The sequence below is a fragment of the Pseudomonas fluorescens genome, from assembly GCF_040448305.1.
GTDB classification, from domain to species: domain Bacteria; phylum Pseudomonadota; class Gammaproteobacteria; order Pseudomonadales; family Pseudomonadaceae; genus Aquipseudomonas; species Aquipseudomonas fluorescens_BH.
The window spans coordinates 4443458-4469114 of the sequence record NZ_CP148752.1 but is presented as its reverse complement, the minus strand read 5'-3'; the positions used below and the strand labels follow the sequence as shown (position 1 = coordinate 4469114).

Below are 25657 nucleotides of genomic sequence, written 5' to 3'. Positions count from 1 at the left end.
TCCCGGAACGTTTGGAGGTGTTACATGAGCCAATATCAACGACTCTTACTGATAGTCGGTCCTGCCATGCGTCACACCCCGGCGTTGGAGCGAGCTGTCGCCATTGCCGAAGCCACTGGCGCGGCGCTGCACATCACGGTGTTTATCGAAGACTCCAACCTCTTGGGTTTGATGAGCGCCGGTGCGCGTTTTCGTGAGGCCTGTCAGCAAGAGAACGAAAAGTGGCTGAAGGATGAGGCCGATCTGATCCGAGGGCGCGGGGTCAAGGTGAGTACCGAAGTGCTTGTTACGCGAACCGCGCTGCAAGAAATACTTCAGCATGTGGCAGAAATGCAGCCGGATCTGGTTATCAAGGACGTGCAACACGAGTCAGCGCTCAAACGCGTTTTCATTACGCCTCTGGATTGGCACCTGTTGCGCGAATGTCCGGTGGCTGTGCATCTGGTCAGCGAAGTCAGGTGCCCACTTCCGCGAGTGGTAGTGGCGGCAGTCGATCCGTCACACCCCGAGACTCAGATCACTGGCATCAACGACCGCATCATCCAGGTGGCGAACGGATTGTCGATGCAATGCAGCGCGGAGCTTCATCTGCTGCATGCCTACGATCTATCGCAGACACATATATCCGACGCAGGTGCTGGTGCAGTGACGATGCTGGGCTTCAGCAGCGATGTGCGCAAGTCACTGCAAAAGTCATTTATCGCACTGGCCGACCACTACGGCGTGCCCAATGAGCGACAACACTTCGTTGAAGGTCCGCCTGGCAAAGCGCTGGCCGACTTTGCAGCGCATCACCGGGCCGATGTGATCGTCATGGGAAATGCGCATCGCAAGGGGCTGGGCAAATGGGTGGGCAGTACGACGGAGCATGTTCTATATAAAGTGCCCTGCAACATTTTCGCCGTTACGGGGACAGCGGATCAGTAAATTGATTCGCTGTTAAATGACTCGCAAAGAGCGCCTCAGCGACTGTGGCGGGATTTTTTGAGCGCGCGTGCCGAGATATCCCGGTAGGTATCGCCATCGGTTGCCGCCAAGAGCTTGCCACCGTCCTTAAGGGTGGCCATGAAGGTCACTTCCGTGCTGTGGCCCGCGAGCAGATAGCCGGCGATGGCACCGACCGGCCCCAACAACATCGCGCCCGCAATGCCCAGGCCGATGGCGGCCTTTATATTCTTGTTGGATTCCGTGCTCTGGACCGTTAGATCTTTGAATTCCGAGACGGAAAAACTCTTTTTTCCCTGTCGTGGTTTGAAGGTCGTTTTGAGCGTGATGGTACCCAGATGATATTCCCCGTTGCACTGTGGGAAGTCACCGGCGAGCATGATGATCTCGGTCATGTGGCGTATTCTCTGGACGATCATTTTAGGGTAGACATTGCGCGCACCCAAACTCAAAACGTCAACGATCTGACGATGAGTGGCAGCCATAGGTCCTGTCAGACAACGCCAATTGACTGCACCAGGCGAAAGCTGGGCCGATAGGGATCGTCCCTTTCACTTTGCGAGACTCTCGGTATGGCTGATAGCTGCCTGCCGCCCGCGCTTGAGGTCGACGCCGGCCAGGATCAGCAGGCCGACTACGAAATAACTGCCGGTGATCAGCATCGCCAGGCGGTGATCGCCACCGGACAGCCAACTGGTCAGGCCGTAAGTCATGGGGCCGAGGATTGCCGACAGTTTGACCGCCAGCCCCCAGAGGCCGAAGAACTCCGCCAGGCGCGTCGGCGGCGCCAGCAGTCCGACTATCGCGCGGCCAGCCGATTGGCTGGCGCCCATGCACAGACCGGCGAGGTTGGCCGCCAGCCAGAATAGCTCGGGGCCGCGCGCGAACCAGACCAGACCGACCATGCCGAGCCAGCCCACCAGGGTCAGCGCCAGCGTGGCGCGATGGCCGAGGCGATCCTGCAGCCAACCGAACAGCACGGCACCGATGGAGGCCGTGATATTCACCACGAAGATCAGCAGCAGCGTGTCCTGGGTACTGAAGCCCATGACCTGATTGGCATAGATGGCAGCCAGGGCGATCACCGCCGAGATACCGGCCTGGTAGCAGACGGTGCAGGCAAGGAAGCGCAGCAGGTCGCGATAGTGCTCGGCTTCGCGCAGCGTCTGCGCGAAGCGCGCCAGCGCCGCCTGTGGGATAGGCGTGTCGCCGCGCCCTGGCTGCGGCTGGCTGCGTTCGCGCAGGAACAGGAAGGTCGGCACGCTGGCTACAGCGAACAAGGCCGCGGTGATCAGCATGCACACCGGCACGAACTGCGCCGCAGTCTGGCCCTGCGCCTGAGCCCAACTGACGAAGGCCAGGCAGGCACCCAGGCTGACCAGACCGCCGATATAGCCCAACCCCCAGCCCCAACCGGACACCTTGCCCAAGGCATCTGCACGGGCGAGTTGGGGCAGGAAGGCGGCGATCAGGTTCTCGCCGCTGCCGAAGCAGAAGTTGGATAGCACGATGAAAAGGATCGCGACACCGAGCTCCCCCGGTCCGGCCAGCGCGAGTCCAGAGGTGAAGGCGACGCAACCGACCGTGCTGAACAGCAGCAGGCGCTTCTTGCAGGCGAAGGCGTCGGCATAGGCGCCGATCAGTGGCGCGGTCAGGATAATCAGAACATAGGACAGAGCGGTGGCGCTGGTCCAGGCCAGCGTACCCCAGGCTTCGCCCTTGGCGACCACCGCGACGAAGTAGGCATTGAACACGGCGGTGATCACCACCGTCGTGTAGCCGGAGTTGGCGAAATCGAACATCGCCCAGGCCCAGATTTCTCGGCGTGTCACTCCGGGGGCAAGGCTGGCTGGCATGGCGATCTCTCTGTAGGTGCGGCATCCTTAAGAGCCTAGCCCCAATGCCAGTCAGTTAACAAAAATCTACAGCTTGGTGATCAATTGTGGCGAGGGAGCTTGCTCCCGTTCGGCTGCGAAGCAGTCGTAAAATCAGGCGACTCGGTACTAACTGCAAGATTGAGTCGCCTGATTTTGGACCGCTTCGCGCTCCAGCGGGAGCAAGCTCCCTCGCCACAGGGCAATGTTCGTCTCAAAGTCCTTAACTGGCTCAGCCATCCTGCGAGCGCTGATGGCATTCCCAGTCGCCGCCATAGGCGCATAATGGCAATTGGCAAGGATCTACACACAGAGTGTCCTGTCATGAGGGGCCGCCGATGTCTCGTCCGCCTCCAGAAACCCGTGCCGTTCCCCGTTCCGATGGGGACGCGGAAAAATTGCTCGAAATTGTCCAGCGCACCGTGGTCGAGTTGCGGCCGCAGGCGGCAGAAGGTTTGCAAGTCACCTTGCACAGCGTGCTCGACCGGGACCTGGGCGTAGACAGCCTGGCCCGGGTCGAGTTGTGGTCACGTATCGAGCACGAATTCGGTGTGCGCTTACCGGAAACCCTGTTCGCCTCGGCGGACACCCCCGGCGATGTACTGCGCGTGCTACACCGCAGACAGGGTGCCGATGCGGTACGCCCGTTGTCCTCCAGCGACGCCAGCGAGGCCCCGACAGCAACGGGGCAGGCTCCTGACTCCGCGCGGACCTTGATCGAAGTGCTGGAATGGCATGTGCGCCATCAGCCGCAACATCCCCATGTGCGCCTGCTGGATGAAAGTGAGCAGCCGGAAGACATCAGCTATGGCGCCTTGCACCAGGACGCTCTGGCCGTTGCCGCAGGACTGCAACGCAGTGGCTTGCAGGCGGGTCAGACCGTGGCCTTGATGCTGCCCACCGGGCGCGACTTTCTCCATGGCTTTTTTGGAACGCTGTTGGCCGGCGGTGTGCCGGTGCCCATCTACCCACCGCTGCGCCTGTCGCAGATAGAGGATCATCTGCGCCGCCAGGCTGGCATCCTGCGCAACGCCGAAGTCAAAGTGCTGATTACCGTGACGCAAGCGAAGCTGCTCGCCCGACTGCTCCAGCCGCAGGTTCCGAGTCTGACTCGCATTGCCACCGTGGCCGAGTTGACCGGTGAGGGGGGCGAGTGCATCACACCCGCGCGGCAACCGGATGACCTCGCCTTCCTGCAGTACACCTCGGGCAGCACTGGACAGCCCAAGGGCGTGATGGTCAGCCACGCCAGTCTGCTGGCCAATCTGCGCGCCATGGGTGGGGCTCTGAACGTGGGGCCACAGGACGTGTTCGTCAGCTGGTTGCCCATGTACCACGACATGGGCCTGATCGGTGCCTGGCTGGGCAGCCTGTATTACGGCTACAGCCTGGTGCTGATGTCGCCGCTGGCTTTCCTTGCGCGGCCGGCGCGCTGGTTATGGGCTATCGACCGCTTCCGCGGCACGTTGTCGGCGGCGCCCAACTTCGCCTACGAACTGTGCCTGAGCAAACTCGCTGACGGCGACCTCGAAGGTCTGGACCTGAGCAGTTGGCGCGTGGCCTTCAACGGTGCCGAGCCGGTCAGCCCGGATACCTTGCAACGCTTCACCGAACGATTCGTTCGCTATGGCTTGGCGCCCACAGCGCTGGCGCCGGTCTATGGGTTGGCCGAGGCCACGCTGGGCGTGGCCTTTCCTCCCCTGAACCGAGGGCCGCTGATCGACAGGGTGCAGCGCGAGGCGTTCCAGGCCCGTGGCAATGCGCTGCCCGCCGAAGCGGACGCCAGCGCGACGCTACGCTTCGTCTCCAGCGGCCGGCCGCTGCCGGGCCATCAGATTCGCATCGTCGATGGCCGCGGGGTCGAACTCCCCGAGCGCAGCGAAGGTCACCTGCAATTCAGCGGGCCGTCCACCACCGGTGGCTACTACCGTAACCTCGAAGAGACCCGCCGGGTGCTGCACGATGGCTGGTTCGACTCGCTCGACTTCGCCTACATGGCCGGCGGCGAGGTCTACCTGACCGGCCGCGCCAAGGACTTGATCATCCGTGCCGGGCGCAACATCTATCCCTATGATGTCGAAGCGGCGGTCGGCAATTTGCCCGGCCTGCGCAAAGGCTGCATCGCGGTGTTCGGCAGTCCTGACCCGGCCACCGGCACCGAGCGCCTGGTGGTGTTGGCAGAAAGCTACGAGAAGGAAGCTGCCGCGCGGCAACGCCTGCAGCAGGAGGTCAACCGCATCGTGGTCGACCTCACCGGTGTGCCGCCCGACGATATCGTTCTGGCGCCACCGCATAGCGTACTGAAGACCTCCAGCGGCAAGATTCGCCGTGCTGCCAGCCGTGAACTGTATGAGCGCGGCGAAGTGGATCGGCCGCACCTCGCCGTGTGGCACCAGCTACTGCGCCTGGTGCTGCAGGCTGTACGTGGGCAGTTCGGTCGCAGCTGGCGGACCTGCCGCGCTGCGCTGTATGCCGCCTACATCTGGCTGCTGTTCTGGCTGGTCACACCGCTGACCTGGCTGGGCGTCGCGATCCTGCCGCGCCAGCGTTGGTGCCGCAGCTTTACCCGCGCGGCCGCACGGCTGTTCGTGCGCCTGGCGGGGGTGCCGTTCAGCGTCACGGGGCTGGAGCGCCTGCCTGAGTCAGGGGTGAGCGTGCTGGCCGTAAACCATGCCAGCTACCTCGATGGCGTCATTCTCTGCGCAGCCCTGCCGCCGCAGTTCAGCTTCGTTGCCAAGCGCGAACTGGCTGACCAGTGGATTGCCGGCCTGTTCCTGCGCAAGCTCGGCGCCCGCTTCGTCGAACGCTTCGACCTGCAGCGCAGCGCCGCAGACACCGAGCCCTTGGCCGAGGCGCTACAGACTGGCCAGCCGCTGGTGTTCTTCCCCGAGGGGACCTTTACCCGAGAGCCAGGCTTGCGCACCTTCCACATGGGCGCCTTCGTGCTCGCCGCGCGTGTCGGCGTGCCGCTGCTGCCGGTCGCAATCTGCGGCACGCGCAGGGTGCTGCGCGACGGGCAGTGGTTCCCGCGCCACGGTGCAATCCACGTCAATGTCTGCCCTCCGCTGTTGGCGCAGGGACCGGGCTGGATAGAGGCAATCAAGTTGCGGGATGCAACGATAGCGGTGCTGCTAGAGCACTTGGATGAATCTGAACGGGCCCAGCTCGCAGGTTAGGCGATGACTTCGCCGGTGTCGGCTTTCCAGAGCTGTTTAAAGAGTGGGCAAGCGTCAAAAGCTAAACTGGATTCTTATCCTTTATCGAACAAGGCTGATATCGACATCTGCTGTGAGTGACCGCTTCTGGCCGTTCTCTGCCGGTCATGACAGGCTGTTTCTGGCCGATTTTTGCCTGCCCCGAAGTGCTGAAAACGATCCAAAGCCATCATTGGAAGTGCTTGGTATTTCGACTCTGGCATTCGCCAAGCCAGCATCATTCCCTCACCACAACCGTGCCTCTATCTCGTCATATTTACTGGCGATTTTCAAAAAGGTTTCCGCCCACCCACTGCTGAGACTGAGCTCTTGCAGCGGACCTGTTGGTGCAAAAAGTACAGCAAAGTGGGTTCTTGCGGGCAGCACCCCGGCTTTAAGCGATTTGATCAACCCCTCCAGTTCTGCTTTTGCTTCATCGCTGTCAGCCCAAAAAGACCAGCAGAAATCATTCTCAGGAAGCGATATCAATTCGAGGGATGCCTCCAGCACATGGATGAGGCGCTCAAGAGGGTTGTTGTGTTGAGTTGATCCACAGACAAACTGCTTTGTACGGTTCATCTCCATAAGGCATCCAGGCGTCAAACCGACGGAAAGAAGATAAAGCCTGGCGCGCTTCGCCAGGACCGAGCCTCAGAACAAGTAAACCACTTTTCTCGTCAGACAAAAAAACGGGCACCTTTGATGCCCGTTTTCCTTTACTCAGAAGCCTGCGCCCGTAACCGCCGCCCAATCACATCTATCAAGTCACAACCATCGTGCAACGGAATGGCCAACGGTGAAGATTTTGCTGGAAGCCGCAGAGGTTGTTTGGGCCTAATGCTATTTTTCGCGCGATGCATGCAGTAAATATTGAAGTGTTGAAATTGCTATGTTGTTGCGGCATAACTTTTGTTCTGTCTATTTAATGGAATTAATATTGTTGCATGGAGTGCTATATGCAAAAACCAGTTACTCATTATTCACCTTCAATAACGTCTGGGTCTCTGCCGGTTCAAGCTGCGCAAGCCTCAGTTTTTCCTTCAAGCTTCGATAGTATTTTGTTTTGGGATGGGAATGTCCCGGCGGTTACTACGCCGCATAGTATTGAGGGCGTCAAAAAAACCAGAAACGAATACCAACAATTAGTGGCGATATTTCTTTCGGCGCACGATCAGATAACGAATGTTTTTCGGGTGGTGCACCGAATATTCGAGATTATCTAGAGAAACGCATAGCCGCAGGCATTGACTCCCAAGAGTTAAATGCGCTGGAAGCTGCCTTAAAAAAGAAAGTGATCATCGTTGAGCTTTTGCAAAGGGTCACAATGCACGGAAGTTGGCACGATGCAATATTGCATATTGGCGTGGACGCATTGTCGCTAGACAGAGAAACAATTGCCGAGTTTTTTGCAAGTGATGTGGAGTCAGAAAGAGATGATGAAGTACGACTAAGTTTTTATGAAGAATTCCTGTTGTCGCTAACTGCCGCCTACGTTAAACGAATCCTTATCGAGGCCGTTCGCATTTTGGAGGACGCTTCCGCAACTGCAGACGCTGAAATCCATCGCGCCTTGGCAAGGGGCGAAGTCGCCTACACCTACAGGTTGCCCATTGGTCATGGCGAAGAGGCAGGAACCGTGGCGGGTGCCATTGCCATCCATTTCGCCGACGGTTGGACCTTCGGGGCGCGAATCCAGGGAGGCATTAGGTTATTGGCAGGGTTGGGGGAAGCACTAATCAGTCGGGCCACTGCTGTTGGGATCGGGGCCTTGTTCTATTCACCTGCTCTTGCTAACGGCGAACGCTTTCCTCAAACAGCTCTCAAACTACCCGGTACCACTTTTTTACCAAAGCTGCCGTCAAACCTGAATGAAATCGCCGCTGCCGAAGGAACCATTGACCTTCCTTATCGGATTTATGGCGACCTTAACCAATACACACTCGTTGCAACCCCGGCTGGAGGGAGCGTCTCGGAAAAAGTGCCAGTACGAGCATTGACATTCGATCCAACGACCAGCAGCTACAGTTTCACGTCAAACGATACACCGCCCATTATCCTCAGTTTTCCAATTATTCACTTGGGAAACGGTTCGACAACTTCGCCTGCCCGACCTGCGCAAGTACCGACATACACTGGAGTTACGCTGTCGCCATTGCTTGTGCAGCCTGAAACCTTGCCCGCGGTCGAATTGCCTGATTTCAGGGATTGCATTTACTGCTTTCCGATTGAAAGCGGTCTACCGCCAATCTACGTTGTTTTTAATAGTCCTTATGAAGGAGCAACCACAAGGGGAAAATACAGCGGTCGACTTTTCAATCCCGCCAAAGCTGGAGGCCCAATCCTCGATCTCGATTGGACAAGTGCTGCTGTGACCCAAACGGGTATTGACCTGGTCAAATTACATACGGGACGTTTCAGATCTTCGGATGCCAATGCCATCATGATTGATCGCTTGAAAAAAATTCTGCTGGGTGAATTGGTCATCACAGATGTGGACAAACGCTTCTATACTCATGAAATCAGAGAGCTCGAACGTTTCAGAGCATTAGGTGTAGCTGACGGTGTAAACTCGGATGACGGTGTTATTTGGAACAATACTCACGCCGCGACGCTGGAGGACTACAAAGTCAAAGATGCTTTTGAATTGCTCTATACGCCTGATGCTTTAGAAGCGGATGAAAAGCAAAGGGAACGAGAGTACAAGGAACTTGGAGGGATAAAATAATGAGCTTCATTGCAACCATCGTGCTTAACGAGAAACCTGAAGAGGTAATTCTATTTGTAACCAAAAATCAATTAGGTATTTCCTTTCCTCAGCTTGATGGCCTTTATAATCGGGCTAACTGGGCGCATGTGGAGAACAACATAGGGCTATTGAACCTTGTCCACAAAATGTGTGATGCCGGTTTTATCAAATATAGTGGGGGCGGAGTTGTGAGAGGGCCCAACTGGAGAGAACCGGCATTCATGCTCGAAGGCAAATATACCTTTGATTGACAGCACCAAGTGCCTGAACGCAGGTGCCAGAGAACGGTGACAGTAGCCATCATTTCGTGGTCGTCCGGTTCGTTGGCCAGTCGTTTAAATCGTCGAAGGTTTCCCAGGTTGAGCCGCTGCCGCAGCGGCTCTTCTCTTTGTTACGGGCATATTGCTACTCCGCAGCCTGCGCCCGTAACCGCCGCCCAATCACATCCATCAAATCACACCCATCTCGCAACGGAATGACCAGCAACTTGGAAAAGTCCTCCAGCACCACGGTGTCGCAACCAAGTTCGGATCGGTAGGCGATGTTTTCCAGCACCTGCGTGACTGTCCGAATTCGGTAGTCGGCCATGGCTTGCAGAACGTCGAGAGGGGCTTGGGTGTCGATGAGCAGGGAAGCCGGTATCAGGTCAATCCCGGTAAGAGGCATATATCGATTCATTGTGAAGATCTCTATTTGATTGGCTTAAGCCGTCACTCAGTCGTCGCCAAACGATTGGGTGGCAGCTGTGCGCAGGTTGGCGAACCGGTATAGAGAAAACCGGCAGACCCTAAGGTCTCCCGCGCACAGCCGCCATAACAGCGGCTTTGCGGGTGCGATGATACCTGCAATGAAGCGGATAACCTTCGCATTCTCTATGATCAGGTCGCCAAACCCGAATCGCCATTCTGGGCGACGGTGCCGACTATAAGCCGCATGAGATCAGCGGGGGAAGGTGAGGGATTCCGAGCTTTATGTAGGACCCGCGACGATGAAACTTCAGACCTTTCACATAACGTCGCTGGAAATATAAACACAGACCTGAGATGTTCACGGCCCCTTGGATTCAGCCTCCCACGCTATCCTTAATCTTCGCTCCTCCCGTCGAGATGGACCTTCCCGAATGCAAACCCCCAACCCCCAACGCGCCCTCTGGAAAACCTACCTCCTTTTCCTTGCCCCGATGGTCCTGTCGAACTTCCTGCAATCCATGTCCGGCACGGTCAACAGCATCTACATCGGCCAGATGCTCGGCACCCAGGCCCTGGCGGCGGTGTCGGGAATGTTCCCCATCGTGTTTTTCTTCATCGCCCTGGTCATCGGCCTTGGCGCCGGCGCCGGGGTGTTGATCGGGCAGGCGTGGGGGGCGCGGGAGATGCATCTGGTGAAGGCGATTGCCGGGGCGACGTTGTTGTTGGGGGTATTGATCGGGTTGGCGGCGGCGGTGGTGGGGAGTGTGTTTGCGCGGTCGGCGTTGGTGGGGTTGGGGACGCCGGCGGATGTGCTGGACGATGCGGTGGCGTATGCCCATGTGATGTTGTGGATCATGCCGTCGCTGTTGGTGTTTGTGTTGTTCACCCAGTTGCTGCGCGGGGTCAGTGATACGTTGTCGCCGTTGCTGGCGCTGGTGGTGTCGACCTGCGTGGGGCTGGCGCTGACGCCGGCATTGATTCGCGGGTGGTTGGGTTTTGCGCCGATGGGGATTCAGAGTGCGGCGTTTGCCGGGTTGGTGGGTAACCTGGTAGCGATGGGGCTGCTGGCGTGGCGCTTGATTGGCAAGGGCCATCCGCTGGCGCCGGACCGCGAGTTCTTTGCGGCGATGAAGCTGGACATGGCGATTCTCGGCAAGGTGCTGCGCATCGGTTTGCCCACCGGATTGCAGATGGTGGTGTTGTCGCTGTCGGAGCTGGTGATTCTGGCGCTGGTGAACCAGCACGGTTCCCAGGCGACGGCGGCGTATGGCGCGGTGACGCAGATCGTCAATTACGTGCAGTTCCCGGCGCTGTCGATTGCGATTACCGCGTCGATCCTCGGAGCGCAGGCGATCGGGGCCGGGCGCATCGAGCGCATCGGGCCGATCCTGAAGACCGGGCTGATGATCAATGTGTGTTTGACCGGTGGCCTGGTGGTGCTCGGGTACCTGTTGTCGAGCTGGTTGCTGGCGTCGTTCCTCACCGAAGAGGCGACGCTCAACATGGCTGAGCACCTGTTGCACATCATGCTCTGGAGCCTGTTGGTGTTCGGCTTCCAGGCGATCATCGGCGGCATCATGCGCGCCAGCGGCACGGTGATGGTGCCGGTGGCGATTTCCATTGTCTGCGTGGTCGGGATTCAGTTGCCGGCGGCGTATCTGCTGGATGCGAATTACGGGCTGCAAGGGGTATGGATGGCGTTTCCGGTGGCATATCTGGGGATGCTGGCGTTGCAGACGCTGTATTACAAAGTGGTGTGGCAGCATCAGAAGATTGAGCGGTTGGTGTAGGCGGGGTAAAGGGGGCGGATAATGCTATGGACCAAGTTTGTGGCGAGCGAGCTTGCTCGCGCTTGAGTGCGTAGCACTCACAAAACTCGGTAATCGTTTTCGGTTTTTGGGGGCTGCTGCGCCCGAACGCGGACCGGCCCGGCGGGAGCAAGCTCCCTCGCCACAAAAGCCCCTGCCACAAAAGGCAGGTTTGGCTGAAGTTCGCAGGCGAGATCGCCTGGGGAGGTTTTCACATGAACCCCTTGTCCCATTCCATCCTGCAAGACCGGCCAGCGGCCGGGCGGCGTTTGATTGAGCCGTTGCTGCCTTACGCCAATCGCTCCGACGTCATCGTTCTGGCCTTGCCCCGTGGCGGCGTGCCGGTGGCTTATGAGGTGGCCACGGCGCTGAAGGTTCGCCTGGACCTGATGCTGGTGCGCAAGCTCGGCGTGCCGTCCCACCCGGAGTACGCCATGGGCGCGATTGCCAGCGGCGGCATCCAGATTCGTAATGAAGAGGCGCTGCGGGTGCATCCGATTGCGAAGGCTGCGTTCGACGCTGTGGTCGAACGGGAAAGCCGCGAGCTGCTGCGCCGCGAGCAGGTCTACCGTGGCATGCGGCCGGCGGTGCAGCTCAAGGATCAGGTGGTGATCCTGATCGACGACGGCCTGGCCACCGGCGCTTCGATGAGGGCGGCGATCCAGGCGCTGCGGGTGCAGGCGCCATCGCGCATCGTGGTGGCGGTGCCGGTGGCGCCGATCGAAACGGTGCAGGCGCTACGCAGCGAGGTGGATGAGTTGATCTGCCCGCTGATACCCGAGTGGTTCATGTCGATTGGCCATTGGTACATGGATTTTTCCCAGACCTCAGATACCGAGGTGATCGACCTGTTGCAGCGGGCGTGGCAACGCGGGGAGTGCGGGCAGCGCGGACGGCCAGCGGCAGGTGGTCGCAAATCAACGGGTGAGGTGGAATAAGCGCCGGTTGTTTGCTTTAGTCCATCTGATGCCACCCGATCTGTGCGGCACGCCAACTCAAGACGGGAGCCCTCCCGGAGAGTGCCATGAACCTTCGATCCGCGCGTTGTGTCGCTCTGGCCGGCACGCTTGTGTTCGGCCCGGTGCCGTTTGCTGAAGCCGTGGAATACAAGGATGTGAACGCCAGGGCCAGCACCTTGAGTTTCACCTATGTGCAGATGGGTTCGAAAGCCTTCGGCACCTTTGGCAAGTTCAAGGCCAAACTCGACTTCGACACCGATAACCCCGGCGCCGCCCATGCCGCGCTGACCATCGACCTGAAAAGCATCGACGCCGGCAGCAGCGACGCCAACACCGAGCTGCAAAAACCGGCGTGGTTCGACACCGCGACTTATCCGGTGGCGACCTTCGAGTCGACGTCCATCAAGGCCCTGGGCAATAACCGCTACACCATCACCGGCAAGCTTTCCCTGCGGGGACTCACTCGGGAAGTGAGTGTGCCGGTGCTGCTCAAATCGGAGAGCGCCATCGGCATCTTCGAGGGCCAACTGGTGCTCAAGCGTGACGACTTCAAGATCGGCGAGGGCGAGTGGGCGGACAGTGTGGTGTCCAACGAGATCAATATCCGCTTCCGGATGGTGGCGCCGCAGCGGTGAGTTGGGCCGAACGTTAACTTCCGGTCAACGACATTCCTGTTGTGGGAGCGAGCCTGCTCGCGAAGGCGGCGAACCTGTCGTAGAGATGTCGCCTGACACTCCGCTTTCGCGAGCAGGCTCGCTCCCACATTTGATCTTTGGTGAATGCAAAATCTGAGTACGCTGCACAAAAGAAAAACGCCCGAGCCACATTGCATGGACCGGGCGTCGATCAATCCGCTCTAGTTCGCCTTTATCGGCACCGTCACGGTTTTGCCGAAGGCCGATTTGATGGTCGCCGTCGGGCTAGGCGACGGACCACTGCCGGCGGTCGTCACCGCTATATTCCAGCGCGCGCCTGTCGGTGTCAGCGTCAGGACGGCGGCGCCAAGGTTCACCGTACCGGTCGTGGTGGTGGCAGTCGCCGTGATGGTATTGCCCGCGCCACGGGAGGTGGTGCCGGACAGGACCCAATACCAGCGGCTGTTGCTGCGGGCGGTGACGGTAGCGCTGGTGACGATCAGGCTCTCGTTGATCGCTGCCGAGACCGCCACGGACACCGTCGCCGGTGCCGACTCCGCGTTCCTGGCATCGCTGGCGCTATAGGAAAAGGTCGCGGTGAACGGCGCGGGGACCGTGGCCGGTGGTGTGTAGGTCACGCGCAGACCGTCGGTGCTGACCACGCCCTTGCCGGAGTCCGGTTGCTCCAGGCCCACCACTTTAAGTGGCACGTTACCGTCAGGGTCGGTGTCGTTGGCCAGCACGTTGATGATCACCGGTTGGCCGGTGTTACTGATGGCGCTGTCGGGGTTGGCAATCGGTTTTTGGTTATCGCCGTCCTCTTCACGTTTATCGCCAGTGCGGAAGGTCGGCAGCGCAGCGGAATTGACGTAGGTGACGCCGTCCCAGCCAGGCAGGGGCGTTGGCATCAACTGGAACTGGCCGGGGTGCTCGACATCCCAGCGCAGCAGCATCGAGGTGTCCTCGTGCTGGGTGTTGTGGCAGTGCTCCAGGTAGGTCCCGGCGAACTCCCGGAAGCGGATCGCTATGTCCACGTCCACCGAACTGTCGATGCCCTCGCCGATGAGATAGACGTCCTTGCGCGCCCATTTTTCCCATTCCGGCGGCGCCTTGCCGTCGCGGCTGAGGACGATGCCTTCTTCGAAGTGCACGTGCACCGGGTGGCTCCAGCCGTTGCCGCCGTTCCTGATTTTCCACACTTCCAGGGTGCCGTCGCCGGAGAACCCGGCAGGGGTCGGACCGGTGGCCAGTTGCAGAGCGGCGCTGATGATTCGAGGGTCCATCTGGAAGCCGAACCCACCGTCGGTCTTGATCGTCCAGGGTTCTTCGTCGGTGCCGTCGGAGCGGCCGAAAGTGAACTCGCGATGCCGCGCCGCGTTGAGCTTGGCTTGCACCGTCGGGTCGTCACGGTTGAGGGTCAGCGGGATCATGCTTTGACCCACCGGCTTGCCCGGCTTGGCGGGTTCGTAGTCGGCGGGGTTCATGCTCACGTCCTGGCCGGCATAAGGCTGGACCACCATCTGCATGAACTTGCCCACCGCCGGGTCGCCGGCGTCCCATTCCAGCCCTTTGCTGCCCAGCTTGAGCACTGCCTTGTACTTGCCGGACAGGACATCGGCCAGGCTCAGCGGCAGACTTTCCGGACCCTTGCCGTCGTGGTGCTCCATCAGGTTGACGAAGTACAACTTGTCGCCGGTGCTGATCCCGTGTTTTGAGAAGTTGACGATGATGTCGAAACGCTCGGCGATGCCCTGGGCGGGCAGGATGGCGTTGTGGTCCTGCACATCGCCGTCGGCGTCCAGGTCCATGCTGCCGTCGAACGGCACGGCGTGTTCCATGAGGTTGCCGTCGTTGGCGATCAAGTGGAACGGCACACGGGTATAGGACAGGCCGGAACCGGTCGGGCCGGGGAATTCGCCACCGGTGCCGACGATTTCACGCACCAGCGCGATTCTGAAGAAACGTGACACCGAGCCATTGAGAATGCGGAAACGATAGCTGCGCGCGCGCACTTTCAGGTATGGCTGGTACTGCCAGTTGACCAGGATCTGGTCGCCGAGAAAACCATCGGTGTTGAACGGGTTGAACCACAGCTGGCCAGTGGTATCCCAGGCCTTGTCGGCCACCGTCAGGTTGACGTCATAGTCGCGGTTGCCCCAGGGCAATGCAGAACCGCTGGGCAGGCGCAGGTTGACGCCGTCTACAAACGCTTCGTTACCGCGATCCAGGGCGCTGTAGTAGTTCATCATCGTCGCGTTGCCCTTGTAGACGTTCTGCGCGGTGAAATCGAGCATGTGGTCGTGGAACCAGTGGGTGCTCATGGTTTCGCGCCAGTCGCCACGGATCTTGATGGTGCCGTTGTTGCAGGTCTTGAGGCCCGGCGTGGCATCGTTGACGAACAGGGTTTCGCCCGGGGCGCAGGGGAACGCCGCGCGCGGATCCTGGGCGCTGGTGTTGATGCTGTCGTAACCGGCCAACTGGATCGGCCAGCGATAGTCGTAGTACTGCCCCGGAAAGAAAAACGCATTGGCATAGCCGTCGCTTTCGGCCGGGGAGTGGCCGTTGTGTTCGTGGGTGCTGAGGGTGTGCAGACCGAAACCCATGTTGGCCGACGGATCGATCGGCAGGGCGTTGTAGTGACGCATCAGCACGGGTTGGCCGTACCGCACCATCAGCAGTTTTGGCGGAAAGGTGCCGTCGAAGGTCCAGAGTGCCTTGTGGTTCTGAATCGGCATGTTGGGGTGAAAGCGGGTGTCGATGCCTTTGGTGGTGCCCGTTATGACCGGGTTGTCCGAGGTCTGGTTGTAGAGCCCGCCAGGCCCGAACTCACCGACGGCGTAGTTGTGCAACTGTCGGCGGTCGCGCATGCCGCCGTTGAGCTTGGCACCCGCTTGAGCGGTCTTGAAGGCGACCTGTGGGTAAAACTCGTTCCAGCGCTGGTGCGACCAGCCTTTTCCTGGCGGACGACCTTCGGCCGGCGAGCCGACCGGATGGCGGTTGAGGAAGGCTTCGATCTGCGCTTTCCATGGGTTGCGGTCCAGCACGTTGGAAAACTGCGACGGAAACGGGTACAGCCCCGGCTGGCGCATGAAGGCTTCCAGCGTCGCGGCCGAAGGGCCGCTGCGGGCGATGTTGTTCGGGTCCTGGGTGGGCGCCGGGCCGACGATCGGAACCGGGAAGGTCAGGGGCGGTGCCGGCAGTGTCGGGTCGAGTTTCTCCGTGCCGAATTCTTCGAACAGCAGCAGTTGCTGAGTGTACGGCTGGGCTCCGAACAATGGGCTGGGCTTGCCATTGGTGGGGATCTTGAAGGATGTCTGCAGGGCTGGCGGCAGCACGTTGTCGACCGTTGGCGTGGTGCGGGTGCCGTACACACCATTGGGCAGGGCGTAGGCGCCCGTGTTGGCGGGTGGCATGGCCTCTATGGCATCCAGCGCGGCCTTGGGGTCGGCCGGCGGGTTGGTAAACGCCGAGGGGTCCGTCGGAGGGGGCGGGCCGAAATCATCCAGCGGTGCGGCGTTGACGGCACCGAGACTGACGTTGATCAGTATCACAGCGGCGATGCCCGGTTTGCTGAAAAAGCCGAGCAATTTGAGGTCTGGCATTTTTTTCATGTTGTTCCCCTCGGGGCGCGCCGGTGTGGCTGACGTTCACCATTCGCTCAGTGCAAGAGGTGCGCCAATCGTGGGGAAAAAACGTGGGAGACGAAAAGTTGTTTGATATCAAAAGGCTGGCGGTTTGGACTTTAGTCGTAGTGGCGCTGTGGGTGGGAATCCTCAAAGTTGGGGGGCCTTCACCCACCCATTCCCCCCCAGTCACACCACGGACCGGTGTGATGGTGGACGCTATCGCGAGCAGGCGAGCTCCCACAGAAGATCGAGGAGTGGGCAAAACCGCGGTCCCGGTGGGAGCGAGCCTGCTCGCGAAGAGTCCAGTTCATCCAGCACAAAGTGTGCCTGACTCACTGTTGTCAGCCTTGAAAACGCAACCAGGCGTCCGCCGGCGATGCGCATGGCCCATCAACGGGGGATGTCTGTCCATCACTCTTCGGACCGCTGGTGCCAGGCGCGCTATGATAGGCGGCCCTCGCCCCCGGAGCCTGTCACCGCAATGCCCCTGATCAGCCATTTCAAGACCCCGTGCCCCGAGCACATCAATAGCCAGATCCTGCAGATGGTGGTCGACAACCTGACCGACATCAGCATGGTCGCGATCCCGCCCAGCAACCTGCTGTACAACCTCTATCAATATGCGATCGGCTATGAGGTGCACCTGTATCTGGAGGCGCTGAACGGTGAAAAAGGCATTGCCGTGGAGTTGATCGTCGCCACGGACGAAGACGACCCGCAAAAGGTGACTGGCTTTGTGCTGTACCTGCCGGTGCAGGACGACCCGGAGGCCTGCGGTGTGGCGTACATGGCGGTGCACGCCGAGTATCGGCGCCAGGGCGTGGCCCGGCGGATGCTGCGCGAAATGGTCGGCCGCTATCCCCATGCCGAGCTGACCTGCGCGGTGGCCAGGGTGCCGTATTTCGAGGCGATGGGCTTTGAGGTGGTTGGCGTGCGTGCGACCCAGGTGTTGATGAACACCCGCGACCACGCCACCGATGGCTTGATGGCGCTGCTGGATGTGGCGTCAATCTACAGCTCGCTGGAGGTGCGGCAGATTCACACCTATCTTTTGCAAAAGCATGGCAAGCGGGCCATGACCGACGCGGAAAAACAGCGCGACCGACATCTGGACCAGTTGACGCGCAAGGCTCAGGAGTTTGTGCGGGGGCGGCTCGGAGAGGATGCCGTACCCGCTGGCGGACCTCGATTGCGCCTGGTCTGACCGAACTCTCCCAATCACCACATTTCCCCTGTGGGAGCGGGCTTGCTCGCGAAGGCACCATCACATTCAACATCAATGTTGACTGAACCACCGCTTTCGCGAGCAAGCCCGCTCCCACATTCAATTGCGGTCAGCGCTTAAGCCAGCTTCACATTCATGGTGATCCGCGCCGTGAACACCTTCTTGCCCTCGGCATCGTGAATGTCCACCGGCACGATCTTGTCGCCTTCGGTGGTCCAGTCCACCGCATTCCCCTCGGCCACCGCCGTCACATCGCTCTTGGCCTTGGCCAGGTATTCCACGGTCATGCCTTTGGGGATCCAGCGTGCGCCGGCGGGAATGGAAACGTCGGTCATCATTCCGGCGGCCAGTTCGGCGGCGTTGCACATCGCAATCGCATGCACCGTACCCAAATGATTGGTGATCTCCCGGGCAAATGGCACGTGCACGGTGGCGCTGCCTTTGCGCAAATCCTTGACCAACGGGTTGATGGTGGAGAAGTAGGGCGCCACCTGGCAGGCCATTTTGCTGAACGCTTGCGGGCCTGCGCTGCTGAACATGCTGAGGAACTGACTCATTTTGATGCCTCTTGAGGATGACAGTTTGCAGAATAATATTCTTTAACGGAATAATGTTCTGTAACGGAACAGTATTCTGTCGAAGGGAAATCTGTCAACCTAGCGCCACTTGTTCGCTGGCAACCACCAGCCCCCACCGATGACTTTTCCGGACTGTCTTTGCGCATGGAAACCGCCGATCTGCTCGAACGCTGCTACCCCGGACGACGCGCCGAACTCAAGCGCGACATCTTCAGAAAGGCCCTGGGCCTGTTCAACGAACAGGGGATCGAGGCCACCACCATCGAAATGATCCGCGCCGAATGCGATACCAGTGTCGGCGCGATCTATCACCATTTCGGCAACAAGGAAGGCCTGGTGGCGGCGCTGTTTTTTACCGCCCTCGATGATCAGGCCCGCTTGCGCGACAGCTACCTGGCTGAGGCCAAAACCACTCAAGCGGGGGTGCATGCGCTGGTGCACAGTTATGTGGATTGGGTCGATAGTCAGCCGGAGTGGGCGCGGTTCCAGTACCACGCGCGGTTTGCCGTCACCAAGGGGCCGTTCAAGGACGAACTCGCCACCCGCAACAAGACGCGCAACAAGCAGTTGCTGGAGTGGCTGGGGGCGCAGGGTAATGAGCTGGGGAGTTTGCCGGCGGAGCTGATCCCGTCGTTGATCGTCGGCCAGGCAGACAGTTACTGCCGAGCCTGGTTGTCGGGTCGGGTCAAGAGCAGCCCGAAGGCGTACCGGGACATGCTGGCGCAGGCGGCGTGGCGGTCGCTGTGCACCGGCGAAGCACAATGACTTTCCCCCCTGTGGGAGCGAGCCTGCTCGCGAAGGCTATTTACCATTCAACATTGATGTCGACTGATAATCCGCTTTCGCGAGCAGGCTCGCTCCCACAATGAACAGTATTGGTTTTCAGAGGTAAAAAAAGAGCCTCAAAGCTCTTGATGGGGAGGAAGTGGAGCCGTGAGGCTCAAGATGCGCGTGAAACAAGCGGTGAGCTTGATAGGGGTTCAGTGCACTCACCACTTACGCAGCGGCTTGCACAAACAAGCGACTGCGTAAGTTCATCCTAAAAAGACCTAGTGTTTCACTCAAGTACCGCTAGTCGCATCCCCCGGCCAGCCGGCGCGACGCAACGCCTTGAGCAGGGTGTCGGCATCCAGCCCCTGCACCCCATGCCCGTTGCCTTCGGCCGTTTCGGCGGCGAGCAGGGCATTGATGATGGCTTCTTCCACGGCTTCGGTGGCGGCCAGGAACAGCTCACTGATGTGGTCATTGTTGACCATGCTCAGGTTGTGGGTGGTCGGTGCTTTCTTGCTCTCGTAGGCAGCCGGTGGCACGTGATCGTTACCGGTGGCGAAGGCGATGAAGATGTCGCCGCTGTGGTCTTCATTGCCGCCGCCGGTACGGGCCAGGCCGAGGCTGGCGCGCTGGGCCAGGCGGGTGCACTGGTGTGGCAGCAACGGTGCATCAGTGGCCAGGCAGACCACGATCGACCCCATGCCCGGATGGGGCAACGAGGCCTTGAGGAATGGCGAGTCGACCTGTTCCATGTAGCGCCCTACCGGGTAGCCATCGACACGCAATTCATTACGAATGCCGTGGTTGGCCTGGACGATCGCCCCCACCGTCCAGCCGCCCTGGGCGCTGCTCAAGCGGCGCGACGCGGTGCCAATACCGCCCTTGAATTCGTGGCAGATCATGCCGCTGCCACCGCCGACATTGCCTTCGGCCACCGGACCACCCGTCGCCGAATGCACGGCCTGGGCCACGTGTTCAGGCTTCACGTGAAAACCGTTGATGTCGTTGAGCAGGCCGTCGAAGGTTTCCAGCACCACCGGCATGTTCCAGTAGAGGCGCCCGTCATCCGGTTGCTGCTCGCGGTCGAGCACGATCAGCGCGTCGCGCACCACGCCCATGCTGTGGGTGTTGGTGAAGGCGATGGGGCTGGTCAGCAAGCCGGCCTCGCGTATCCACTCCAGCCCCGTGGCATCGCCATTGCCGTTGAGCACATGCACACCGGCAAAGCAGGGTTGCTGACTGGTGGAACCGGCGCGCGGTTCGATGACGGTGACGCCAGTGAGGATGTCGCGGCCATTGGCGGTGCGTCCTCGTACATTGCTGTGGCCGACGCGTACGCCGGGGACGTCGGTGATGGCGTTGAGCGGGCCGGGTTGCAGTTGGCCGATCGGGATGTTCAGGTCACGGGCGCGTGGTTTCATGGGTTTTCTCATCGTTAATTCATTCCAGAAAATTTGCAGGCCAACTCGATCCTGTGGCGAGGGAGCTTGCTCCCGCTGGGTTGCGCAGCAGCCCCAAGATCTCAGTTAATACGTCGATTTTGTGAGTGCTGCGCACTCAAGCGGGAGCAAGCTCCCTCGCCACAGAACAGAACTGGATTCACTGGCCGTTTTTGACCTTGCTCCAGATCCGCGTGCGCACGCGCTCGGTAGCGGGCGGCAGGGGCTGGAGGGTGAACAAGGTCGCCATGGCTTCGGCGGGTGGATAAACGGCCGGGTTGCTGCGGGTCGCTTCGGCCACCAGTGTGGTCGCGCTACGGTTGCCATTGGGATAGTTGAGGTGGTCACTGACGGGTGCGATGACTTCAGGGCGCATCAGGTAGTCGATGAAGGCCATGCCTTGTTCCGGGTGTGGCGCATCCTTGAGCAGCACCAGCGTGTCGAACCACACCGGCGCGCCTTCCTTCGGCAAGCTGTAGGCGATCTTAACGCCGTTGCCGGCCTGCTCGGCGGTGGTCTTGGCTTCGAGCATCGCGCCGGACCAGCCCACCGCCACGCAGATGTTGCCGTTGGACAGGTCGCTGATGAACTTCGACGAGTTGAAGTAGGCGATGTGCGGGCGCAGTTTCAGCAGCAGCGCTTCGGCCTTCTTGTAGTCCTCGGGGTTGGTGCTGTTGGGCGGCAGGCCGAGGTAGTGCAGGGCGACCGGCAGCATCTCCGACGGCGAGTCGAGCATGGCCACACCGCATTCGCTGAGCCTGGCCAGGTTCTCTTCCTTGAACACCAGGTCCCAGGAATCCACCGGTGCCTTGTCGCCCAGCGCTGCGCGGATTTTGTCGATGTTGTAGCCAATGCCGTTGGTGCCCCACAGGTAGGGCACGGCGTACTGGTTGCCCGGATCGTTGTTGGCCAGTTTTGCCAGCAGTTCGCTGTCCATGTTCTTGAAGTCCGGCATCTGCGCACGGGGCAGGGGGGCGAGGGCACCGGCCTTGATCAGCGTGGGCAAACTGAAGTTGCTGGCCACCACCACGTCGTAGCCGCTACGGCTGGTGAGCAATTTGCCCTCGAGCACTTCGGCACTGTCGAAGGTGTCGTAGACCGGCGCAATCCCGGTGTCACGCTTGAAGTCCTGCAAGGTGGTGGGGCCGATGTAGTCGTACCAGTTGTACACGTGCACCGTCGGGGCTTCGACCGCAAAAGCCGACAGCGAAACCGCCAGACAGGCGCCAAACCCCAGATTGAAATACAAGCGGTGACGACTCATGATGCGGCACTCCTGGCCTGTGGCGGCCGGTGGTAATCAGGAGTTTGCAGCGTATCGACCGGGGTGGTTTTCACCCATTCCCATCATGGGTTACTCAAAAGGGGTAGTGCGTGGACGCGTTGTTGAAAGAGTTGCCGGTGCACCAGGGGCTGGCGCGGGTCTTCACGGCGGTGGGGCGGGACAGTTTCTGGCGTGCGCTGGTCGATACCCTGCGCTTGCTGGTGCCGCTGGACAATGCGCTGGTGGCGCTGATGCGCCCGGGTCATGTGCCGCGCCTGCTGATTGACTTCGATGCCAAGGGCAGCACCGAAGAACATGAAGAACTGGCGGACTACAGCGCTGGCATGTACCTGCTCGATCCGTTCTACCAAGCCGCTTGCGCGGGCATCGCCGACGGCTTGCACAGTCTTGACTCGGTGGCCCCCGACCAGTTCCAGCACAGTGAGTACTACCTGAGTTACTTCAGCACCGTGGTCGGTGGGGACGAGTTGCAGTTCATGGTCAACGTCGATGGCGCCGTGCTCGGCCTGTCCCTGGGGCGTTCGACGCGCTTCAGTCTGGAGGAACAGGGCCGTCTGCTGTGCGTGCGTGACTGGGTGCTGGCAGCAATGCGTCGACACCTGGATTTGCTGCCACCGGAAGGGCCGGTCGCCGAACCACCGGCCGGCGACCTGGCGACTTTGCTTGATCGCTTCGACGCACGCCTGACGCAGCGGGAAATCGAAACCGCGCGCCTGATTCTCCAGGGTTTTTCCAGCAAGGCCATCGCCCAGCAATTGGGCATCTCCCCGGAAACGGTGAAAGTGCATCGGCGCAACCTCTATCACAAGCTCAACGTGAACGGGCATGGCGAGTTGTTTGCGCTGGTGTTGCAGCCGCGTTGAATCGACAGCCCTGCGTCTCATCCGCTTGAATGGAAAAAGCTTTGCCCGCCATGGCGATGTCACAGGCGCAGACCTGTAACTTCTTACAGTTTCGGTCCGGCGCAAATAGGCCCAGTCTGTCCTCAGTCAAAGCGAAGGACCGTCAATGCCGTGAACACTCACCACCACGCCGCGACACCAACGCTGTCGGTCATCGATCCTCGTGCCCTGACGGTTCGCAGCATCGGCTATTGCCGTCATCCCGACAGCCCGGAGATTGACCCGCGCACCACCCGGCAAAGTTTCGACGCGGCAGGGCGGTTGGTCGAGTCGTGGGACCCACGGTTGTGGGGCATGGCGCCGCAGCCGAACCTGACCACGATCTACGGCTTGAGCGGGCAACCGTTGTTGACGGACAGCGTCGATGCCGGGTGGCAGTTGAGTTTGCCGGACCAGGTTGGGTTACCTCTCTCGTTCTGGGATGCACGAGGCAGTCAGCGTCACACCGAGTTCGACGAACAACAGCGACCGATCACCGTCACGGAACAGGACGCGGGGGAACGACCTCGAGTGGTGGAACGCTTGACCTATGGTGGCTCCGAACCCGCGTACGTAGCGCACAACCAGTGCGGGCAGATGATCCGCCATGACCATCCGGCGGGTACTCAAATCTTTCCCGTCTATGGGCTTGTCGGTGCCGTGCTGGTAGAAGATCGACGCTTCCTCGCTGACCTCGAAACACCTGATTGGCCCTTGGATATCGATGACCGCGAGGCGTGTCTGGAAGCCCAATCATTCATCACCTGCCACATCTTCAATCCCATCGGCGAGCTTCAGGAACAAACCGATGCCATGGGCAACGTTCACACCTTTGCCTACGACGTGGCCGGCAAGCTGAGTGAGGTCTGGCTGCAAATGGCCGGTGAGAACAAGCAGCGACAATCCTTGGTCCACGACATCCGCTACAACGCCCAGGATCAGGTCGAACGCGAAACCGCCGGCAATGGCGTGCTGACCCACGTCGAATACGCTGCCGATGACGGCCGGCTGATCCGGCTGGTAGCGGCAGTCGGAAACCAGAAGCCCTTGCAGGACCTGAACTACGTCTACGACCCGGTGGGCAATATCGTCAAGCTGCACGACGAGTCCCAAGCCGTCAGCCATTTCAACAACCAGCGCATCGAGCCGATCAATCGCTACCGCTACGACAGCCTGTATCAACTGGTCGAAGCCCAGGGCTGGGAGGTCAGCCAGCCGAGTCATGGCCCGGCCCTGCCGGCACTGCTACCCACACCGCTGGACCCCAACCAGCGGCGCAATTACACCCAACGCTTCGAGTACGACCGGGGCGGCAACCTGATCACCCGCCAGCACAGCGATGCGCCCGGCTTCTCGATGTTCACCTCGGCACGGAGCAACCGCAGCCTCGCGCAACGCGACGACGGCTCGCTGCCCGGTGAGCCCGATATCGCCTCGAGTTTCGATGCCGGCGGCAATCAACAGGAACTGCAGCGCGGGCAAGCCATGCTCTGGGACAGCCGCAATCAGTTGAGCCGTGTGACGTTGGTCAAACGCGAAACCGAGCCCGACGACTACGAATGCTACCGCTACGACCGCCCCGGCCACCGCTTGCGCAAAACGGGATTCACCCACAGCAGCGGCCGCACCCTGCGCAGCGAGGTCCGTTACCTCCCCGGTCTGGAAATCCACCGTCAGGCCGACGGTGAAGAGCATCACGTCATCAGCCTCGAAGCCGGGCGCAGCAGCGTGCGGGCGCTGCACTGGCCCGAAGGTGCTCATGACGATCAATGGCGCTACAGCCTCAGCGATCACCTCGGTTCCAGCACCCTGGAACTGGATGACGAGGCGGGCATGCTGACCCAGGAACACTATTACCCCTTTGGCGGCACGGCGTGCTGGGCGGGTAAAAGTGCGTTGGTGGCGCAGTACAAGACTATTCGCTATTCGGGTAAAGAGCGGGATGCGACGGGGCTTTATTACTATGGCTACCGGTATTACGCACCGTGGTTGCAGCGCTGGATTTGCCCGGATCCAGCGGGTCCCGTAAATGGGCTAAATATTTTTTGTTTCGTTTCAAACAAGGGGGTCAGTGTTAGCGATGTAGATGGAAGATATTATCCTGGTGGAAACGATCAGATTGAACGCGAGATTATTCCGAGTGGTTCTGTAATTGTCGCGCGTGGCCTTCATCAGTTCTCATCAGCACAATCGACCTACATTAGGTCAGAGATTCTCGAGGCGATGAATTTTTTTCAGGTGCGCAAAATGCTGTGCACTTAGGATATATGGAAAATACAAATATTTTGCAAAGCTACTTCAGCCCGGGATACAGCTCAGTAATGAGTAAGGTCTTGGACTCTATGAGGCGAGGAGAAGGGCTGGCCAGGGAGTACCACGGTCCGCGTGGTCGTGGAAAGTTTCTTGGTTTTAGTGGGAACAGTGAAAATACTAATGCCAGGGTTCATGCGGGGGACTTTTATGGTCGAGTCGCAATAAATGTAAATCCTGTTGGGGATGTTTCACTTCGTGCGGTATTAGGTCATGAGTTTTTGCATTTAAATAGAGCGAGTGGGATGGTAACTATTGGGCCGAATGCCGTAGATAATTTTTACTTAAATCATCATGCGCAGTGGGCACTAGGTCGCCCTATCCGACAGTATGAGATTCCGCAGCAGGGTATATCTGAAGTTATCATGGGTGGAGGATTGACTATGCAATATCTCAACGCATTTACGAGTGATCAACGTGATTTTATTTTTGCGGTCGGAGATTATGTCTCAAAAATGCATCCTGGTATTGAGTTTAAAGGAGGCTTAGAAGATGCAGTCTCATTTTTTAATGTTTTACCGGACCTTAGGGCGAGAATGGCATCCGAAAACTCGGACAGTATTACATTTGCTGCAATAAGCTTGCACCGGTTAAATCAGACCAGAGTTGCAGATAGCCAACTCCTCTATGGCTTGCTAAGAAGTTGAGTCTATCCAACTGCGGAGGTGCCGTGTGGAGCGGGTTGGCGCTGA

At 59.7% G+C, this 25657-nt stretch carries 20 protein-coding genes; 12 read left to right on the top strand and 8 right to left on the bottom strand.

The features are described 5' to 3' along the window. Positions 1 to 24: 24 nt before the first annotated feature. The gene (locus WHX55_RS20280; RefSeq protein WP_151215056.1) at positions 25 to 927 is read left to right on the top strand and encodes a universal stress protein; all 903 of its coding nucleotides are present in this window, start codon (positions 25 to 27) and stop codon (positions 925 to 927) included. Between the two features lie 35 nt (positions 928 to 962). Here the strand turns inward: WHX55_RS20280 and WHX55_RS20275 are convergent, their stop codons facing one another. Together WHX55_RS20275 and WHX55_RS20270 are read right to left on the bottom strand one after the other, a co-directional pair. Beyond that, the gene (locus tag WHX55_RS20275; protein ID WP_353741166.1) at positions 963 to 1340 is read right to left on the bottom strand and encodes a hypothetical protein; all 378 of its coding nucleotides are present in this window, start codon (positions 1338 to 1340) and stop codon (positions 963 to 965) included. 156 nt (positions 1341 to 1496) lie between these two features. Next, on the bottom strand, positions 1497 to 2801 hold the full coding sequence (locus tag WHX55_RS20270; protein ID WP_353741165.1) for an MFS transporter: 1305 nt from the start codon (positions 2799 to 2801) through the stop codon (positions 1497 to 1499). A 356-nt stretch (positions 2802 to 3157) separates the two neighbouring features. Between WHX55_RS20270 and WHX55_RS20265 the strand changes: the two genes are divergently transcribed. Then, a complete protein-coding gene (locus tag WHX55_RS20265; protein ID WP_353741164.1) occupies positions 3158 to 5995 on the top strand; it encodes an AMP-binding protein in 2838 nt (945 codons plus the stop codon). Between the two features lie 264 nt (positions 5996 to 6259). Here the strand turns inward: WHX55_RS20265 and WHX55_RS20260 are convergent, their stop codons facing one another. Continuing rightward, positions 6260 to 6598 carry a hypothetical protein gene (locus tag WHX55_RS20260; RefSeq protein WP_150753105.1) on the bottom strand — a complete coding sequence of 113 codons (339 nt, stop codon included), beginning with the start codon at positions 6596 to 6598 and terminating at the stop codon, positions 6260 to 6262. 706 nt (positions 6599 to 7304) lie between these two features. On the opposite strand from WHX55_RS20260, the gene WHX55_RS20255 reads away from it, so the two are divergent. Together WHX55_RS20255 and WHX55_RS20250 are read left to right on the top strand one after the other, a co-directional pair. After that, positions 7305 to 8738, top strand: coding sequence for an S-type pyocin domain-containing protein (locus tag WHX55_RS20255; RefSeq protein WP_353741163.1), 1434 nt, complete (start codon positions 7305 to 7307; stop codon positions 8736 to 8738). Continuing rightward, positions 8738 to 9010, top strand: a complete 273-nt coding sequence (locus WHX55_RS20250; RefSeq protein WP_150759386.1) for a hypothetical protein — start codon at positions 8738 to 8740, stop codon at positions 9008 to 9010. The genes WHX55_RS20255 and WHX55_RS20250 overlap by 1 nt, the downstream gene beginning before the upstream one ends. Positions 9011 to 9164: 154 nt before the next feature. Here WHX55_RS20250 and WHX55_RS20245 read toward each other — a convergent pair whose 3' ends face one another. Beyond that, entirely contained in the window at positions 9165 to 9437 is a 273-nt protein-coding gene (locus tag WHX55_RS20245; protein ID WP_353741162.1) for a hypothetical protein, read from the bottom strand. A gap of 442 nt (positions 9438 to 9879) precedes the next feature. Here WHX55_RS20245 and WHX55_RS20240 point away from each other — a divergent pair, with 442 nt between their 5' ends. From WHX55_RS20240 to WHX55_RS20230, 3 genes are all read left to right on the top strand, one after another. After that, a complete protein-coding gene (locus WHX55_RS20240; RefSeq protein ID WP_150759388.1) occupies positions 9880 to 11238 on the top strand; it encodes an MATE family efflux transporter in 1359 nt (452 codons plus the stop codon). Positions 11239 to 11471: 233 nt separating this feature from the next. After that, the gene (locus WHX55_RS20235) at positions 11472 to 12194 is read left to right on the top strand and encodes a phosphoribosyltransferase (protein WP_353741161.1); all 723 of its coding nucleotides are present in this window, start codon (positions 11472 to 11474) and stop codon (positions 12192 to 12194) included. Positions 12195 to 12280: 86 nt separating this feature from the next. Further along, the gene (locus WHX55_RS20230; protein ID WP_150726015.1) at positions 12281 to 12850 is read left to right on the top strand and encodes a YceI family protein; all 570 of its coding nucleotides are present in this window, start codon (positions 12281 to 12283) and stop codon (positions 12848 to 12850) included. Between the two features lie 221 nt (positions 12851 to 13071). Here the strand turns inward: WHX55_RS20230 and WHX55_RS20225 are convergent, their stop codons facing one another. After that, positions 13072 to 16461: a multicopper oxidase domain-containing protein gene (locus WHX55_RS20225; protein WP_353741160.1), complete on the bottom strand. Its 3390-nt coding sequence runs from the start codon at positions 16459 to 16461 to the stop codon at positions 13072 to 13074. Between the two features lie 496 nt (positions 16462 to 16957). On the opposite strand from WHX55_RS20225, the gene WHX55_RS20220 reads away from it, so the two are divergent. Then, positions 16958 to 17680, top strand: a complete 723-nt coding sequence (locus WHX55_RS20220) for a GNAT family N-acetyltransferase (RefSeq protein ID WP_353741159.1) — start codon at positions 16958 to 16960, stop codon at positions 17678 to 17680. Positions 17681 to 17817: 137 nt separating this feature from the next. Here the strand turns inward: WHX55_RS20220 and WHX55_RS20215 are convergent, their stop codons facing one another. Continuing rightward, positions 17818 to 18258, bottom strand: coding sequence for a hotdog fold domain-containing protein (locus tag WHX55_RS20215; protein WP_150759393.1), 441 nt, complete (start codon positions 18256 to 18258; stop codon positions 17818 to 17820). A gap of 165 nt (positions 18259 to 18423) precedes the next feature. Here WHX55_RS20215 and WHX55_RS20210 point away from each other — a divergent pair, with 165 nt between their 5' ends. Next, positions 18424 to 19044 (top strand): TetR/AcrR family transcriptional regulator, encoded by a 621-nt coding sequence (locus WHX55_RS20210; RefSeq protein ID WP_353741158.1) that lies wholly within the window; start codon positions 18424 to 18426, stop codon positions 19042 to 19044. A gap of 296 nt (positions 19045 to 19340) precedes the next feature. On the opposite strand, the gene WHX55_RS20205 is transcribed toward WHX55_RS20210, so the two are convergent. Then, a complete protein-coding gene (locus WHX55_RS20205; protein ID WP_150759395.1) occupies positions 19341 to 20471 on the bottom strand; it encodes a P1 family peptidase in 1131 nt (376 codons plus the stop codon). 178 nt (positions 20472 to 20649) lie between these two features. Beyond that, positions 20650 to 21753 carry an extracellular solute-binding protein gene (locus WHX55_RS20200; RefSeq protein WP_353741157.1) on the bottom strand — a complete coding sequence of 368 codons (1104 nt, stop codon included), beginning with the start codon at positions 21751 to 21753 and terminating at the stop codon, positions 20650 to 20652. A gap of 110 nt (positions 21754 to 21863) precedes the next feature. On the opposite strand from WHX55_RS20200, the gene WHX55_RS20195 reads away from it, so the two are divergent. From WHX55_RS20195 to WHX55_RS20185, 3 genes are all read left to right on the top strand, one after another. Then, positions 21864 to 22637, top strand: coding sequence for a helix-turn-helix transcriptional regulator (locus tag WHX55_RS20195; RefSeq protein ID WP_150759397.1), 774 nt, complete (start codon positions 21864 to 21866; stop codon positions 22635 to 22637). A gap of 150 nt (positions 22638 to 22787) precedes the next feature. Then, positions 22788 to 24917: an RHS repeat-associated core domain-containing protein gene (locus WHX55_RS20190; RefSeq protein WP_353741156.1), complete on the top strand. Its 2130-nt coding sequence runs from the start codon at positions 22788 to 22790 to the stop codon at positions 24915 to 24917. 59 nt (positions 24918 to 24976) lie between these two features. After that, positions 24977 to 25612, top strand: coding sequence for a hypothetical protein (locus tag WHX55_RS20185; protein ID WP_353741155.1), 636 nt, complete (start codon positions 24977 to 24979; stop codon positions 25610 to 25612). The last annotated feature ends 45 nt before the right edge of the window (positions 25613 to 25657 follow it).

Bases quoted from the DNA above. Each gene is read 5' to 3' on its own strand.
- WHX55_RS20280 (WP_151215056.1), top strand. From the start codon at position 25: ATGAGCCAATATCAACGACTCTTACTGATAGTCGGTCCTGCCATGCGT.
- WHX55_RS20275 (WP_353741166.1), bottom strand. From the start codon at position 1,340: ATGACCGAGATCATCATGCTCGCCGGTGACTTCCCACAGTGCAACGGG.
- WHX55_RS20270 (WP_353741165.1), bottom strand. From the start codon at position 2,801: ATGCCAGCCAGCCTTGCCCCCGGAGTGACACGCCGAGAAATCTGGGCC.
- WHX55_RS20265 (WP_353741164.1), top strand. From the start codon at position 3,158: ATGTCTCGTCCGCCTCCAGAAACCCGTGCCGTTCCCCGTTCCGATGGG.
- WHX55_RS20260 (WP_150753105.1), bottom strand. From the start codon at position 6,598: ATGGAGATGAACCGTACAAAGCAGTTTGTCTGTGGATCAACTCAACAC.
- WHX55_RS20250 (WP_150759386.1), top strand. From the start codon at position 8,738: ATGAGCTTCATTGCAACCATCGTGCTTAACGAGAAACCTGAAGAGGTA.
- WHX55_RS20245 (WP_353741162.1), bottom strand. From the start codon at position 9,437: ATGAATCGATATATGCCTCTTACCGGGATTGACCTGATACCGGCTTCC.
- WHX55_RS20240 (WP_150759388.1), top strand. From the start codon at position 9,880: ATGCAAACCCCCAACCCCCAACGCGCCCTCTGGAAAACCTACCTCCTT.
- WHX55_RS20235 (WP_353741161.1), top strand. From the start codon at position 11,472: ATGAACCCCTTGTCCCATTCCATCCTGCAAGACCGGCCAGCGGCCGGG.
- WHX55_RS20230 (WP_150726015.1), top strand. From the start codon at position 12,281: ATGAACCTTCGATCCGCGCGTTGTGTCGCTCTGGCCGGCACGCTTGTG.
- WHX55_RS20225 (WP_353741160.1), bottom strand. From the start codon at position 16,461: ATGAAAAAAATGCCAGACCTCAAATTGCTCGGCTTTTTCAGCAAACCG.
- WHX55_RS20220 (WP_353741159.1), top strand. From the start codon at position 16,958: ATGCCCCTGATCAGCCATTTCAAGACCCCGTGCCCCGAGCACATCAAT.
- WHX55_RS20215 (WP_150759393.1), bottom strand. From the start codon at position 18,258: ATGAGTCAGTTCCTCAGCATGTTCAGCAGCGCAGGCCCGCAAGCGTTC.
- WHX55_RS20210 (WP_353741158.1), top strand. From the start codon at position 18,424: ATGGAAACCGCCGATCTGCTCGAACGCTGCTACCCCGGACGACGCGCC.
- WHX55_RS20205 (WP_150759395.1), bottom strand. From the start codon at position 20,471: ATGAAACCACGCGCCCGTGACCTGAACATCCCGATCGGCCAACTGCAA.
- WHX55_RS20200 (WP_353741157.1), bottom strand. From the start codon at position 21,753: ATGAGTCGTCACCGCTTGTATTTCAATCTGGGGTTTGGCGCCTGTCTG.
- WHX55_RS20185 (WP_353741155.1), top strand. From the start codon at position 24,977: ATGAGTAAGGTCTTGGACTCTATGAGGCGAGGAGAAGGGCTGGCCAGG.